Origin of the sequence: Blastomonas aquatica (assembly GCF_014639875.1) — a bacterium.
GTDB lineage: Bacteria > Pseudomonadota > Alphaproteobacteria > Sphingomonadales > Sphingomonadaceae > Blastomonas > Blastomonas aquatica.
The window spans coordinates 47,959-63,047 of the sequence record NZ_BMGD01000007.1; the positions used below are offsets into that span (position 1 = coordinate 47,959).

At 62.9% G+C, this 15,089-nt stretch carries 14 protein-coding genes and 1 tRNA gene; 5 read left to right on the forward strand and 10 right to left on the reverse strand.

Annotated features, from left to right (window positions below; translation table 11 throughout):
• The first annotated feature begins 13 nt into the window (after positions 1–13).
• Positions 14–946, forward strand: a complete 933-nt coding sequence (locus IEW00_RS16520) for a Vgb family protein (protein WP_188515584.1) — start codon at positions 14–16, stop codon at positions 944–946.
• 45 nt (positions 947–991) lie between these two features.
• Here the strand turns inward: IEW00_RS16520 and IEW00_RS16525 are convergent, their stop codons facing one another.
• The 5 genes from IEW00_RS16525 to IEW00_RS16545 all read right to left on the reverse strand — a co-directional run bounded on the left by IEW00_RS16525 (position 992) and on the right by IEW00_RS16545 (position 5,409).
• Positions 992–1,327, reverse strand: a complete 336-nt coding sequence (locus tag IEW00_RS16525; RefSeq protein ID WP_188515531.1) for a UrcA family protein — start codon at positions 1,325–1,327, stop codon at positions 992–994.
• 125 nt (positions 1,328–1,452) lie between these two features.
• A complete protein-coding gene (locus IEW00_RS16530; protein WP_188515532.1) occupies positions 1,453–1,815 on the reverse strand; it encodes a hypothetical protein in 363 nt (120 codons plus the stop codon).
• Positions 1,816–1,831: 16 nt separating this feature from the next.
• Positions 1,832–3,409, reverse strand: coding sequence for a tetratricopeptide repeat-containing sulfotransferase family protein (locus IEW00_RS16535; protein ID WP_188515533.1), 1,578 nt, complete (start codon positions 3,407–3,409; stop codon positions 1,832–1,834).
• On the reverse strand, positions 3,406–4,383 hold the full coding sequence (locus tag IEW00_RS16540) for a sterol desaturase family protein (protein WP_188515534.1): 978 nt from the start codon (positions 4,381–4,383) through the stop codon (positions 3,406–3,408). The genes IEW00_RS16535 and IEW00_RS16540 overlap by 4 nt, the downstream gene beginning before the upstream one ends.
• Before the next feature lie 87 nt (positions 4,384–4,470).
• Positions 4,471–5,409, reverse strand: a complete 939-nt coding sequence (locus IEW00_RS16545) for a LysR family transcriptional regulator (protein WP_188515585.1) — start codon at positions 5,407–5,409, stop codon at positions 4,471–4,473.
• 185 nt (positions 5,410–5,594) lie between these two features.
• Here IEW00_RS16545 and IEW00_RS16550 point away from each other — a divergent pair, with 185 nt between their 5' ends.
• Positions 5,595–6,152 carry a YkgJ family cysteine cluster protein gene (locus IEW00_RS16550; protein ID WP_188515535.1) on the forward strand — a complete coding sequence of 186 codons (558 nt, stop codon included), beginning with the start codon at positions 5,595–5,597 and terminating at the stop codon, positions 6,150–6,152.
• Positions 6,153–6,205: 53 nt separating this feature from the next.
• Here the strand turns inward: IEW00_RS16550 and putP are convergent, their stop codons facing one another.
• The 3 genes from putP to proC are packed head-to-tail and all read right to left on the reverse strand — an operon-like array spanning position 6,206 to position 9,903.
• Positions 6,206–7,690 (reverse strand): sodium/proline symporter PutP, encoded by a 1,485-nt coding sequence (putP, locus tag IEW00_RS16555; RefSeq protein WP_188515536.1) that lies wholly within the window; start codon positions 7,688–7,690, stop codon positions 6,206–6,208.
• A gap of 48 nt (positions 7,691–7,738) precedes the next feature.
• Positions 7,739–9,019, reverse strand: a complete 1,281-nt coding sequence (locus tag IEW00_RS16560; RefSeq protein WP_229737105.1) for a glutamate-5-semialdehyde dehydrogenase — start codon at positions 9,017–9,019, stop codon at positions 7,739–7,741.
• 56 nt (positions 9,020–9,075) lie between these two features.
• Positions 9,076–9,903: a pyrroline-5-carboxylate reductase gene (proC, locus tag IEW00_RS16565; RefSeq protein ID WP_188515537.1), complete on the reverse strand. Its 828-nt coding sequence runs from the start codon at positions 9,901–9,903 to the stop codon at positions 9,076–9,078.
• Between the two features lie 249 nt (positions 9,904–10,152).
• On the opposite strand from proC, the gene proB reads away from it, so the two are divergent.
• On the forward strand, positions 10,153–11,301 hold the full coding sequence (gene proB, locus IEW00_RS16570) for a glutamate 5-kinase (protein WP_188515538.1): 1,149 nt from the start codon (positions 10,153–10,155) through the stop codon (positions 11,299–11,301).
• A 159-nt stretch (positions 11,302–11,460) separates the two neighbouring features.
• On the opposite strand, the gene IEW00_RS16575 is transcribed toward proB, so the two are convergent.
• Positions 11,461–11,537: transfer RNA gene (locus IEW00_RS16575), tRNA-Arg, on the reverse strand.
• Between the two features lie 246 nt (positions 11,538–11,783).
• Between IEW00_RS16575 and IEW00_RS16580 the strand changes: the two genes are divergently transcribed.
• A complete protein-coding gene (locus IEW00_RS16580) occupies positions 11,784–12,983 on the forward strand; it encodes an aspartate aminotransferase family protein (protein WP_188515539.1) in 1,200 nt (399 codons plus the stop codon).
• Positions 12,984–13,165: 182 nt separating this feature from the next.
• Complete coding sequence (argF, locus tag IEW00_RS16585; protein WP_188515540.1) at positions 13,166–14,092, forward strand: ornithine carbamoyltransferase; 927 nt, start codon at positions 13,166–13,168, stop codon at positions 14,090–14,092.
• Positions 14,093–14,171: 79 nt separating this feature from the next.
• On the opposite strand, the gene IEW00_RS16590 is transcribed toward argF, so the two are convergent.
• A complete protein-coding gene (locus tag IEW00_RS16590; RefSeq protein ID WP_188515541.1) occupies positions 14,172–14,951 on the reverse strand; it encodes an outer membrane protein assembly factor BamD in 780 nt (259 codons plus the stop codon).
• Between the last annotated feature and the right edge of the window lie 138 nt (positions 14,952–15,089).

Genomic DNA, 15,089 nt, shown 5'->3' on the forward strand with positions numbered 1-15,089 from the left:
GAAAGGGCAGATGATGGACAAACTTCGTACTACCGCCGCAGCACTCGCGGCGGGGATTTCCGCCCTTTCACCAATGGCGCAGGCGCATTCCGAGCAGGTGATCGATGTGCCCGGTTTCGCCGATTTCCTCGCAGTGGATGGCGACAGCGTCTGGGCAACCAACGATGGCCGGGTAGAACGATGGTCGCGCAGCGGCAAGATTGCCGGCGTTGCGATGTCCAAGCCCTGCGGCGCGATGGCGATACTCGATGGATCCTTGTGGGTGGCCGACTGCAAGGAGCAAGCCCTGGTCCGCATCGACACGCAGACCGCTCAGAAAACCGCCACGGTTCCGACCGGCCTTGCCAGCACGGGCGAACTGAATGTGGTCGCAGGCGCCGGATCAATCTGGGTGGCAAGCGACAATGTGGCGGGCAAGGTTTCGCGTGTCGACCCTGCCACCAACACCGTCATTGCCACGATCACGGTCAGCCCCGGCACCTGGTATCTCACCTTCGGCTTTGGTTCGGTCTGGGCGGTGAGCAGCACGAGCCAGACGGTCCAGCGTATCGACCCTGCCACCAACACGGTCACGAAGACGACCGCACTGGGCAAGCAACCGGGGTTCCTGACCGCAGGCGAGGGCGCCGTCTGGGTGCAGGAGCAGGGCGATGGTACTGTCGCGAAAGTCGATCCGCAGACCGGCGACGTGCTGGGCCGGGTGAAGGTCGGCACGGTGCTGAAATATGGCGATATCGACACCGGCGCGGGGCTCGTGTGGCTGCGGACCACCGAGGACCAGACCTTTGTCGCGATCGATCCGAACGCGCTCACGGTCATCGCGCGACAGGGCAAGGCCGAGGGCAGCGGTGCGCTGCGCTTTGCAACCGGTGGGATTTGGACATCAGCGCATGATGTGCACACGCTGACCTGGTGGCCCGAGCCGATCCTGGCACCGGCAAATTAGTCTGTTGCGCGACCGGGGCCCCCGGTCGCGCACAGGACGTCAGGTTCAGCGCAGAGCCGCAACCTGGGTTGCCGAGGCGCTGGGCGCGCGCGCGAGGCGAGCTTCGATCTGCGCGCGGACATCGGCGGCTACTGCGGTCCGGCATTCCTGAGCCTTGGCCTCGAGCGCGAGATGCACACCCGACAGACGCTCGCCGCATACGGCGCGCGCGGCCTGATCGACACGAATCGCCAGACGCTGCTGACCATCGGCGGTGGCAAGATCGAGATCCTGGAGTTTCAGGACAGCCTGATCCTTGGCGAAAGGGTTTTCAGCTGCGACAGCGCCGCTGGCGGAAAGGGCGAATGCAATAGTGGCGAGTGCCATTAGGCTGGTTTTCATGGGTGATCTCCTTGCGCGTGACGGGCACGGCTCTTTGGCCGCTGGATCCGATATAGCGGCAGGAGACAAAACTTTCAATATAGCACCCAAATCTGTACTTTTATTACTTACTCTGGCGACGGTTATTACTTCACACGAACCACCAGCATTGCCAGATCGTGCGGCGCGGCGAGCATTCCGACGGGAAGGCTGGCGTCATATTCGGTATCGGCGACCGTCACCGAAATGCTCCGGGCATGCGGTTTTGACCAGGCGCGCAAGGTCGATACCGGCACGCGAACCCGCCAGTGCCGCGCGCCCTGGGCTGCGACGGCGTGGCCATTGACGAGGACCGTCGCCGCCGCATCCGCGCGCTCTCCAGAGACGAGCAGGCAACTCTCCGGTCCGCATCCGACCAGACGCGTCGTCGGGACCCGCTCGGCCAATGCGGGTGCGGACATGGCCAAAAACAGGCATGCGCTCAGCACGACTTTTCGGATACCTGTCATGGCTGGGGGTTCCTTGTCACTGGGTGTCGATGCCGTGCTGGTCGAAAAAGCGTCGCACGGGTTCGAGCACCTCGGCGTGGCGCTTCCACCGCGCGACCGAGTCGCTGTAGATCGGGCGACGGACCTGCGCCGCACTCGGGGTCGAGACCGGAGCCGCGTTCTGGTGGAAACTCAGGCAGTCGTCCGACCACTCGAGCCCGCAATGGTCGAGAAGCCGCCGGGTCTGGCCTTCCTGATCGGCAATCAGGTCCTCATAGCGTAATTCGAGCACGCGCCCGGGCATCTCGCGCGCCCACAGCGCCATCAGCCTGTCGAACCGCACGTAATAAGCGGCGATGTCTAGCAGGTCGTAGCTATAGTCGTAGTAGCGCGACGAAACCGCGAAAAGATTGCGGAAATTGGCGAGCACCGTGTCCATCGGGTGGCGGCGCAGGCACACGATCTTTGCTTCGGGCAGCGCCTTCGCGATAAATCCGGCATATTGGAAGTTGCCTGGAAACTTGTCGGTAAAGCGCAGGCCCGGATTGCGGCGGTGGTGGCTGGCGCGCTGGAGATAATCGCGGCCGATGTCGCCCATATTGGTCCGCGCGGCGGCCGCGATCGTTTCTGCATCCAGGACGGTCGGGGTACGGGTGGCGGAGGCCTTCTTCACCGCCAGCGGCATCGCCTGCAGTTCGCCTGCGCTTTCAACGCCCGGGTGCGAGGAGATGATGCGATCGACGAGGGTCGTGCCGGTGCGCGGCATTCCGATGACGAAGACCGGGGCTTCAGCCGAAGGCGCGGTGGCGGGCGCGGAATGCACCGCGGGCCAGCTGGCCTCGATCGCATCGAACGCGGCGGCATCGCGACCGAAGCTGTAGGGCAGGGTACGCCGGTGCTCGCCATTGGCCTTGCACAGGGTGTAGAGCGCGTGGTCGGGTTCGCCGACATCCTCGAGCTCCTTGGCGAGCGCATAGCCGAGCAAAAGGCGGTCGCGGCCGTCGCGCGCACGGGAATAAGCCTGACCCAGCCGCGCAACGTGATTGGCGTCTGCGCTTTGCTTGCGCAGCGAGGCCAGCAGGTGGTGCGCGCGGGCATGATCGGGGGCGAGCGCGATCAATGCCTCGAGCGCAGCCTCCGATGCATCAACCCGGCCCAGGAAGTTGAGCGTGACGCCGAGATTGTAGCGGTATTCGGTGTTGCCGGGCTGCAGCCGCACCGCCTCTTCGAAATGCGCGAGCGCAGCGGCATGGTTGCCAAGCCTGGCATAGACGCAGCCCATCGTGTCGCGGCTGAGCGCATCGGCGGGCGGCGCCTGCTCGGCGGCGCGCAGCGTGTCGGCGGCATCGCCATCGCGGCGGACGAGGCAGAACAGCTTGGCGAGCTGCGCGCGGTATTCGCCCTGCGGGTCGATCGCTACCGCCTGCCCCAGATGCTGGATGCCTGCGTGGATCTGCCCCGCGCTCGATGCGGCGACACCCAGCAGGAAATGCCCCTCGGCATCGCGGGGATTATCCGCCACCAGGGTCGCGGCAAAATTGTGAGTCGCCTGCAGGTCTCCCTGCACCAAAGCGGTGCGGGCCGCGTCTATTCGCCGGGAGCGCGTAATGCTCATGCGGCGGCGGCGCCTCCCGCATGAGGCTGCTCGTCCTGTCTGGCTTGGCTGGTGCCAGCCGCGCCCGTGTCGGCTTCGACCGCGCCCGGTTGCCGCGCCTTGATCCTGTCGATCAGCGGAACGAACGGAAACACCGTCTGCTCCCAGATCGTCAGCCGCTTGCGGTCATCCTGACCGACCAGCACGCCTTCACCCTCGCGGTAGGTGCCGAAGATCCGATCAAGCAGGATCAGCGAGTTGCCGTAATTGCACCGCGTGCTCTCGTAGTCGGTCGAATGGTGCAGGCTGTGGTTGCGGATGGTGGTGAAAAAGAATGCGTACCAGATCGGTGGGTCGGACTTCACATTGGCATGCGCAAAGGTCGAGATCACGCCCAGCGTGTTGAGCCCGGCAAACAATGCGGTCTTGTCGAAATCGAACAGCGCCAGCACGCTCAGGCTGATCAGGAAAAGTTCGATCGGGTTACCCACCGCGCCCTTGGCGGCATTGAGCTGGGTCAGGTGATGGTGCGGCGCATGCGTCAGCCAGAACGGGGTCGAATTGTGCATCAGCCGGTGCATCCAGTACTGGCCGAACTCGAGCACGACGATGACCATCATCACCTGAACCAGCCAGGGCAGCTGCGCCATCCACTGGGTGCTGATCCCCAGAGCCGCCTTCGCGGCAAGCAGCGGGTCTTCGGCGAGGGTCTGCGACAGCCACGAAATGACCGTCGCACTCAGCACGACGTAGAACAGGTCGGTGAAGAACTCCTGCCGGTTCATCCGCCAGCCGCTGTGCCGCTCATGCACGAACTCGAGCAGCAGCACGATGATCGTGATCGCCGATGAGGTGACGATCAGCGTCACGCCGTGATCGAGCACAGCCTTGGGCGCATAGGCCCAGAACGCCAGCACCATCGCGATCATCGCAGGCGGAATCAGGTTGAAAACCCGGTCTTTCACGCCCGCAGGGGCCTCAACGCTGGTCAACATGCCGCAACTCCATCCAGAGCGGCAAGTCTGCGTTGCAGTGCGTCATCAGGGGAGGGGTAAATACTCGATGAAAGGCATAGATTTGATTTATGCCATCCGCAGCGCGCGCACCCGGCGAAACACCTCGTCCCAGAACAGTTGCGTCGCGGTATCGCGTGCAGGATCGGTGCGCGCGAGCAAATAGATGTCGTACGAAGGCTCGACATCGGCGTGTAGCAATGGCCAGAGCCTGCCCCTCGCGACTGCGCCTTCCGCTGCCAGCACCGGCAGAAAGCCGATGCCCACCCCCAAAGTGATCAGTCGCTGCGCCTCGTTGATGTCTTCGGCAAGGCCACTGACCCGGGTGCCCAGCCGGTTGCGACGGCGCAGGTTCCTGATCAGCTCGATCTCGTCTTCGCCGGTCAGCACGAACCGCTCGTCCTTGAGCTCGATCAACCGGCTGACGCGGTGCCCGAAATACGGGCTGCTGCGTGAACAATACAGCTGTTGCCGCTCGACCAGCAAAGGTTCGTACATCAGGCTGCCGCGCACCGAGCTGTCATAGCTCACGCCGATCTCGACCTCGCCCTGCTCGAGCGCGTCGAGCACCTGCCGCCAGGGCGACACGCGAATCTCGATGTGGATATCGGGGTTGCGCCGGTGGAAGCTTGCGATGGCTTCGTCGAACTCGGGCGATACCAGGCCGGACACGATCTGGATGCGGACAAAGCCTTCGACCCGCTTGGTCGCCTGCGCAATCTGGTGCGGCATCATCCGCGCCGATTCGAGCATGTCCTCGCACAGCGTCATCATCGCCTTGCCCGCGGCCGTCATCTCCACACCGGTGGCGGTGCGGTGGAGCAAAGTGGTGCCGACATGGTCTTCGAGCCGCTTGAGCGCGGCACTGATGCTGGGTTGCTGGCGATTGAGCTGGCGCGCCGCAGCCCCGATGCCGCCGGCGCGAACAATATCGACAAAGGTTCGCATCAGGTTCCAGTCGACCCGGTTGGCAAACTTTTTGTCGATCAGTGGCACGCGATCGGTCAATTGGAAGCCCCCCTCGGTAACTGCGGCAGCGTGTTGGAAATGGTTGCGCGCCAAAGGTAGGCCGCTGAAAATCATGATCATAGATCAAATCGATGCCACCCGGGCTTTTTTTGGATAATCCGCTATGCCCACGATGCAGGACGCGGTGTTGCTTTCCGCGCGGCAGCGCGGCAGGGTTGGCGCGCATGTCCACCGAGCAAGATCTGGAGACCATCCTGTTGGGGCCGGTGCTCGCCGACCGCGATTGCGGCGCGTGCACGGCATGCTGCAGTGTGCTGACGGTCAACACGCCCGAGTTCAAGAAGCCAGCGGGCACGCCGTGCATCAACCTCACCGGGCAGGGGTGCAGTATCCACGCGGTCCGGCCACCAATCTGCCGGACGTGGTTCTGCGCATGGCGCCGGGTGGCCGAAATGCCCGATGCGGCGCGGCCCGATCGTTCGGGGTTGCTGGTGTCGCTCAACTTCGTGCGCGAACCGCGCAATTGCCTCGAGGCGGTGTCGTTCAATGTCCGCAAGATCGGCGACGACGCGATCGATGATGCGATGGCGCGTACCATCCTCGACAGCCTGTGCGAACGGCTGGTTGCGGTGTGGTTCAGCGATGGATCGAGCAAGATGCTGATGCACCCCGAAAGCGATGTCGCGAGCCTGGTCATTTCAGGCGACACCGCGCCTGCGCATCTTCGCGAGGAAGTCGCCGCGTGGCGGACGCAATATGGCGTATTCGCCGGCAGCGGTTGATGTGGTCAGATCGCTGCTTGCAGTGATCGAACGCTATTCCAGTCCTGGTCCGATCATTGCTGGGCGAGCATCGCGCTGAAGTTCTTCTCCAGCGTGGCAGGCGCAGGCTTGCCGAAATGGCTGACCGCGACAGCCAGGATGGCGCTGACGATGAAGCCCGGGATGATCTCGTAGATCGCATCGCTGGGCGCCTGCCCGTAGATCGTGAAGGGTACGAACAGCCAGACCAGCACGGTCGATGCGCCGCCGATGATGCCCGCAAGCGCGCCCTGACGGGTCATGCGGCGCCAGTGCAGGCTCAGCAGGATCACCGGACCGAATGCCGCGCCGAACCCGGCCCAGGCATTGCCGACCAGCGACAGGATGCTGCTCGACCGGTCGAGCGCGAGGAAAACCGCGACGATCGCGACCGCTAGCGTTGCCACCCGGCCGACCATCACCAGCTCGGTCTGGCTAGCCGAATTGCGGTAGAACGTCTTGTAGAAGTCCTCGGTCAACGAACTCGACGACACCAGAAGCTGCGACGAGATCGTGCTCATGATCGCTGCGAGGATCGCGGCCAGCAGAAAGCCCGCGATATAGGGGTGGAACAAAGTCTGCGACAGCACGATGAAGATCGTTTCGGGGTCGGCCAATGCGATGCTGTTCTGCGTGACATAAGCGAGCCCGCCGATGCCGCACAACACCGCGCCGATCACCGTGACGATCATCCACGACATGCCGATCCTGCGCGTGGCGGGCATGTCCTTGACCGATCGCACCGCCATGAACCGCACGATGATATGCGGCTGGCCGAAATAGCCCAGCCCCCAGGCCAGGCTCGATATGATCCCCAGCGTGCTGACACCGGCGAACCAGTCGAAATAATCCGGATCGATCGAAGTGGCCGCCGCCTGGGTGTCCGACCAGCCACCGACTGCCGCGATCGCGACGATCGGCACCAGCACCAGCGCGATGAACATGATGCAGCCCTGGACGAAATCGGTCAGGCTCACAGCGAGGAAGCCCCCAAACAGCGTGTACAAAACCACCACTGATGCGGTCAGGATCAGCCCGAAGCGGTAATCATAGCCGAACGAGGCCTCGAACAATTTGCCGCCCGCGACCAGCCCTGCCGAGGTATACAAAGTGAAGAAGACGACGATCACCAGCGAGGCGATGACCCGGAGGTTGCGGTTGCGATCGCCAAAGCGCTTTTCGAGATAATCGGGGATGGTGACCGCATCGTCGGCGATTTCGGTATAGGCGCGCAGCCGCGGTGCCACGAGGCGGTAATTGGCCCATGCGCCGATGGTGAGCCCGACCGCGATCCACACCGCGCTGAAGCCTGCAAGATACACCGCGCCGGGCAGCCCCATCAGCATCCAGCCGCTCATGTCCGACGCCCCTGCAGAGAGCGCCGCGACGGCTGGCGGCAGGTTGCGCCCGCCCAGCATGAATTCGGAGACATTGCTGGTCGATTTGCGCCAGGCATACAGGCCGATGCCAAGCATCAGCACGAAATAGCCGCCCAGCGAGATGGCGGTTTCCGAATTCATGACATTGTTCCGTTCGGCGTTGGTTTAGGGGCCAGGATCGGGCGCAGGTCAGTCGCGGGTTTGACCATTGCCGTGGACCAGATACTTGAAACTGGTCAACTGCTCCAGCCCCACTGGACCGCGTGCATGCATCTTGCCGGTGGCGATGCCGATCTCGGCGCCCATGCCGAACTCGCCGCCGTCCGAAAACTGGGTCGAGGCGTTGTGCATCACCACCGCGCTGTCGATCGAGAGCATGAAGCGGCGCGCGGCATCGGCATTGCGCGTGAGGATCGCATCGGTGTGTCCAGAAGAATGCTCGGCGATGAAGGCGATCGCGGCATCCAGGCCATCGACCAGCTTCACCGAGGCAATGGCATCGAGATATTCGGTGCGCCAGTCGCCGTCACTCGCGGGCGTCAGCCGTGGTTCGATGGCAATCGCGTCTGCATCACCGCGCAATTCGCAATCGGGCATGGCTTCGACCAGCGCGGGCAGCATTTGGGCGGCGATCTGACGGTCGATCACGATGCTTTCGGTCGCACCGCATACGCCGGTGCGACGCAGCTTGGCATTGCGGATGATTTTGACCGCCTGCGCCACATCCGCATCGGCATGGACATAGCTGTGGCAATTGCCATCCAGATGCAGCAGCGTCGGCACCCGGGCTTCGCGCCGGACCAGTTCGACAAGGCCACGACCGCCCCGGGGAATGGCCAGATCGATGTCATCGACCGCGTGCAGCAATTCGGTGACCGCAGCGCGGTCGGTGGTGCCTACCGTCTGCACGCAATCGGGCGATAGGCCAGCCTCGGCCAGCCCCTCGCGCATGCAGCGCACGATTGCCTCGGTCGAGCGGATGCTCTCCGATCCGCCGCGCAGGATGATGGCGTTGCCCGATTTGATGCACAATGCGCTCGCATCCGCACCGACATTGGGGCGCGATTCATAGATCATCGCGATCACCCCGATCGGTACCGCAATACGGCGGATGTCGAGACCGCTGGGCCGCTCAAACCGCGCGAGTTCCCGTCCCACCGGGTCAGGCAGTTCGGCGATGGCATCCAGCGCGTCCGCCAAAGCAGCGACCCTGCCTTCGTCCAGACGCAGCCGGTCGATGAAAGATTCAGGCTTGCTGGCATCGAGGCTGGCGATGTCTGCCGTGTTGGCAGCGATCAAATCGGGGCTTGCAGCGCGCAGCGCCCGCGCCGCAGCGCGCAGTGCAGCATTCTTGGTCGCGGTATCCGCCGTCGCAAGCTGCCGCGTTGCAGCCTTCGCGGCCTTGCAAAGCGCGGCGACATGCGCGCTCACATCGGTAGAGGATTTCTGGATCGGTTGCATCACTGTCATGGGTCGTCTTTCCGGCCGAACGGGCCTGTATCTTGTCGGGTGGCCTTACGAGGCTGTCAGCGCAGCTCGACTGCGCGGTCATAGGCCGCTGTCAGCGTGTCGCCGAACCGCTCGCCGAGCGCGCCGTCTCCGTTGAGGGCGTCAAGGCCCGCTGCGGTCGTGCCGTTCTTGCTCGTCACACTGGTGCGCAATTCCTCGAGGCTCGATTCCGACGCTTGCGCCATGGCGATCGTCCCTGCCATGGTGCCAAGCACCATCTGCCGGGCATCCTCGGGACTGAAGCCCAAGGCGGTTGCCGCATCGACATAATTTCGGGCGATCTCGAACACGTAACCGGGACCCGATCCTGCTACGGCGGTCAACCGGTCAAGCATGTCTTCATCGGCCACCCACATCGTGCTGCCCGCTGCTGCCATCAGGCGTTCGATCAGTGCCCGTTGCGCATCCGTCGCACGGTCGTCTGCACACAGCCCGCTCACACCTGCACCGATGGCCGAAGGGAGGTTGGGCATGACGCGCACCACTGCAGCGCCGCCCGACAAAGCCTGGAGCCGTTCGATCGAACAGCCCGCCGCAATCGAGGCAACGAACCCGTCGGGCGACAGCCGCGAGGCATAATCGGGCAGCACCTCGGCCACGACCTGCGGTTTGACCGCAACGATCACCAGATCAAACCTGCATTCGTCGGTAGCCGGCGGTTCACGCAGATAATCAACGCGATCCGCTTTCGCAGACCGGCTGTCGTCATTTGCCGGATCGATAACGAAAAACTTCGTATCGGGTAAATACCGTTCGGCAACCGAGCACCACTGGGTGAGCAACGCGCCCCCCATCTTTCCATGTCCAACCAATGCAATACGCAAAACTACAACCTTCTTTATCATCGATGCAGATCAAAATGATGCATCCGGATCATACGGAACTCGCCGCAATCCTGTGCAGCGAGTCTCCCCGGCCCGAATGACATACGACCATTCCCGGGTATCACCGGGTTGCCATATGTTAATGTCAAGGATATACGCCCCTATGTCAAAAATGGCATCAGGTGTCAAACCGTGCGCCATTTGCGAGGCCTGTCAGTGATCTTAGGGGCTCGCGTTATCGTTAGTATGAAATAAAAAGTAGAGTAAATTGTGAATAAAACAAATCGTATTGTTATTAAGGTGGGGTCGAGTCTTCTGACGGATCAGAAAAAGCTTGTACCACGCTGGGCATTTCTTCAAAGGTTGATGGAAGACATCGCGCTGTTGTCATCCAGAGGCTATGAAGTCATCCTGTGTTCGTCCGGCGCCGTTTCGCTGGGGATGAAGATGATCGGTTTGACCCCCGCGACCGCAGGATTGCGCGACAAGCAGGCCGCTGCAGCGTGCGGAATGCCGCTGCTGTTGAACGCGTACAAGCAGATCGGGCATGAGCACGATCTCAATATTGCGCAAATCCTGGTGACTTTGGGTGATTTTGGAGACCACCGGCGGTTTCTCAACACCAAGAACACGCTGCACCGGCTGATCGAATCGGGGGTACTGCCGATCATCAACGAGAACGACACGATCACCACCGAGGAAATCCGCGTCGGCGACAACGACCGTCTGGCTGCCAAGGTGGCGCAGATGGTCCAGGCGCAGCATCTGGTGATCCTCACCGGGGTCGATGGTCTGTATGACCGCAACCCATCCGAACCCGGGGCCAAGCTGGTCGAAACAGTGCACGATGTCAGCCAGTATCTGGCCGTCACCAGCGAGGTGGGGACCTTGGGCACCGGCGGAATGCTGACCAAGATGCAGGCGGCCAACATGGCGCAGAACGCCGGTTGCACGACGCTGATCGCCAATGGCGAGGCAGACAACCCGATCACATCGGTGCTCGATGGCGCCCGCCCGTGCACGACCTGTGTGGCGCATGCCGAACCCGCCGACAGCTGGGCCGCATGGCTGACCGACCGTCTGCAGATGGATGGCAGCATCGTCATCTCGAACAGCGCTGCCGATGCCATGGCCACCGGCGGACGCGGGATCGACCGCGACGATATCATCTCGATCTGCGGGAACTATGTCAAAGGCGACGTCATCCACATCTATGACGAAACCGGCACCGAGCGCGCGCGCGGGATGACCGACTTCTCGTCGGAACAAACCGCGATCCTGGTGCGCAACCGCGAGATTCCTGTCAAGCAGCTGATCGGCTATCATTCGCGTGCGGTGCTGGTCGAGATCGAGAACCTGATCTGCCTCGACGATCGGCATATCCTGTGGGAGCCGCTCGAAGCAACGGCAACGGCCTGACGTCTGTCTGGTCAAGCCCTGCAGGCCTGTCACTCTATTTCATCAAAACTGGCGCGATGATCCCGCCCCGGTCGCGTGCAGATTGTGCTGCGCGCAACTCGGGCGCTATCCCGGCCGACCCGCAGGCAGGCTGAATCTTTGATACTGCGTTGGAAATCTTGGTGCACCCGACTGGATTCGAACCAGTGGCCTCTGCCTTCGGAGGGCAGCGCTCTATCCAGCTGAGCTACGGGTGCGCTGGAACAAGGTCGATGCCCTTAGCAAGCCGCCAGCGATGCCGCCAGCCCCTTTGTGAGGCGATCGAGTGTCGCGCGCGCACCGATCGATTGACCCGGCGGCCCTTGCGGCGCTATAGCTACGGCCTGCAAGCTGGCGGCCCTTTGAATGGGGTCGCCTTTTTACGTTTGGTGCAGCGGCCCCCTGCGCCTTGCCTGGCTTGTTGAACATGCAAACGGGGCCCTTGCTAGAAGGACAAGGCCGCCATGACGATCACGCCGCTTATGCCCGTATACCCCCGGTGCGCAGTCCGCCCGGTGCGTGGCGAAGGCTGTTATCTGATCGGAGAGCGCGGCGAGCGATATCTCGATTTCGCCAGCGGCATCGCGGTCAACCTGCTCGGCCACGGCCATCCGCACCTGACCAAAGCGATCCAGAAGCAGGCCGAAACCCTGGTGCATGTCTCGAACCTCTATGGCAGCCCGCAGGGTGAGCATCTGGCGCAACGGCTGGTCGATTCGACCTTTGCCGACACGGTGTTCTTCACCAATTCGGGCGCCGAAGCGGTCGAGTGCGCGATCAAGACTGCGCGCGCCTATCACCAGTCCGAGGGCGGCGATGCCAATCGCACGGTGCTGATCACATTCAACAACGCCTTCCACGGGCGGACGATGGCAACGATCAGCGCGTCGAACCAGGAAAAGATGCACAAGGGCTTTGCGCCATTGCTGCCTGGGTTCCGCTATGTCGATTTCGATGATCTGGAAGGTGCCAAGGCCGCGATCGGCCCCGATGTCGCAGGCTTTCTGGTCGAGCCGGTGCAGGGCGAGGGCGGTGTCCGCCCCGCTTCCCCTGAGTTCATGAAGGGCCTGCGCGACCTGTGCGACGAACACGATCTGATGCTGGTGCTCGACGAGGTCCAGTGCGGTGTCGCGCGCACCGGAAGCCTGTATGCCTATGAGCAATACGGCATCAAGCCCGACATCATGGCGACCGCCAAGGGCATCGGCGGTGGTTTCCCGATGGGCGCGTGCCTCGCCACCGAAAAGGCGGCGCGCGGCATGGTTATTGGCACGCACGGATCGACTTATGGCGGCAACCCGCTGGGCATGGCCGCAGGCGAGGCGGTGCTCGACGTGGTCGACAACCCCGAGTTCCTCGCGCATGTCCGCGCGATGAGCGACCGCCTGCGCGGTGCGCTCGAACAGCTTATCCCCAACCACGATGCGATCTTCGATTCGGTTCGCGGCATGGGGCTGATGCTGGGATTGAAGCTCAAATCGGCGGTCGAGGCGCGCAACTTCGTGGCGCATCTGCGTGACCATCACGGATTGCTAACCGTGGCTGCTGGCGAAAACGTCATCCGCATCCTGCCGCCGCTGATCATCGAACAGTCGCATGTCGACGAATTCATCGAGCGCCTGTCGGCAGGCGCGCGCGATTTCGCGGTGCCGGTGGCTGCTTGATGTAGCACTCCTCCCCCCTGGTGGGGGAGGATAGGAAGCCTTGGCGCCGCAGGTGCCTAGGCGCACTTGGAGAGGGAGGGGCCGTTGCAATCCACCCTCTCCCAGCTCCGACTAGGACTTGGCAAGCCAAGCCCAAGTCTTCGCAACCCTCTCCCGTCAAGGGAGAGGGGGGAAGGACCACAATGACCCGTCATTTCCTGAACCTGTCCGATGCCGGACACGATGCCATCGCCGCGATGCTGAACGATGCGCTCGATCGCAAGCAGGTGCGCCACGGCTGGCCGCGCGGTAAGGCCGACCCCGATGCGCCGCTCGAAGGGCATACGCTGGCGATGGTGTTCGAGAAGAACTCGACCCGCACCCGCGTCTCGTTCGACATGGCAATCCGCCAACTGGGCGGCACCAGCCTGATCCTCGATGCGGGTAGCACCCAGCTGGGGCGGGGCGAAAGCGTCGCTGATACCGCGCGCGTGCTGTCGCGGATGTGCGATGCGATCATGATCCGCACAGACGATCACGCCAAGATCGAGGAAATGGCGCATTACGCCAGTGTGCCGGTGATCAACGGCCTGACCGATCTGTCGCACCCATGCCAGATCGTCGCCGATCTGCTGACGATCATCGAGCACCGCAAGGCGCTGCCCGGGCTGGTCGTCGCCTGGCTGGGTGATGGCAACAACGTACTGCATTCGATCATCGAGGCCGCAGGGTTGATGAAGTTCACCGTGCGGATCGGTTGTCCGACCGGCTATGATCCCGATGGCGGTTTTATCGCGCGCGCACAGGCGGCGGGCGGCACGGTGACGCTGCACCGCGATGCCGCAGAAGCGGTTGCCGGCGCGGATGTCATCGTGACCGACACGTGGATTTCGATGGGCCAGGACCATGCCGATGCCAAGCTGCGCGCGATGATGCCGTTTCAGGTCAACGACGCGTTGATGGCGCTGGCCAACCCCGATGCACTGTTCCTGCACTGCCTGCCCGCACACCGCGAAGAGGAAGTGACCGCCAGCGTCATCGATGGTCCGCAATCGGTGGTGTGGGATGAAGCCGAGAACCGCCTGCATGCCCAAAAGTCGGTTCTGCGCTGGGTGTTCGGCCAGATCTGACGGCTGGCAGGGTTTCAGACACGAAAAAGCCCCGGTGCCTCGCGCGCCGGGGCTTTTTATCATGAGGCCTTGCGGTTGATCAGCTCGAGATCAGGTCGCTGTGCTTTTCGGTCAGCGCATAGGCCTTTTCATACCATTCGGAGCCCGGATAGTTCGCGCCGAGCACCGCGGCCGAACGCTTGGCTTCCTGCGGGATTCCCAGCGCCAGATAGCACTCGGTCAGGCGGTACAGCGCCTCTGCGGTGTGGCTGGTGGTCTCATACTTGTCGACCACTTCGCGGAAGCGCAGCGTCGACGCCAGCCAGTTGGAGCTGCGCTGGTAATAGCGGCCGATTTCCATTTCCTTGCCCGCAAGGTGATCGTTGACAAGATCGACCTTCAACCGCGCATCGGAGGCATAACGGGTGTTGGGGTAACGCCGCATCACCTCACCCAAAGATGCCAGCGCCTGCTGGGTGATCTTCTGGTCGCGGGTCACGTCGCTGATCTGCTCGTAATAATTGAGCGAGATCAGATAATAAGCGTACGGCGCATCCTTGTTGCCCGGATGGATCGCGAGGAAGCGCTGCGCCGACTGGATCGACTTGTTGTGATCCTTGGCAAGGTAATAGCTGAACGCGCTCATCAGCTGGGCGCGGCGGGCCCAGGCCGAATAGGGGTGCTGGCGCTCGACCTCGTCGAAAAGCTCGGCAGCGATCTTGTTCTGGCCGCGGTCCAGCCGGTCCTTGGCCGCCATGTACAGCGTGCTGACATCGCGCGCGATGTAGTTGGTGTTGACCTTGTTCTTGCCGCTTGCGCAGCCGGAAAGGAGAGCCAGCGCGCCCGCGCTTGCCAGAGCCAATTTGATCGCCTTGTTCATGGCCGCAACCCTTATCGGCTAAGCACCCGTGCGCCAAGCGCAAATCAAGCGGGCCGGCGAGGATTCGCCGTGCCGCCACTTCGCTAGTTTTGGCACCCTGTATCGGTCATGAACCGGGCAGTTGCTCCAAGCAATGGA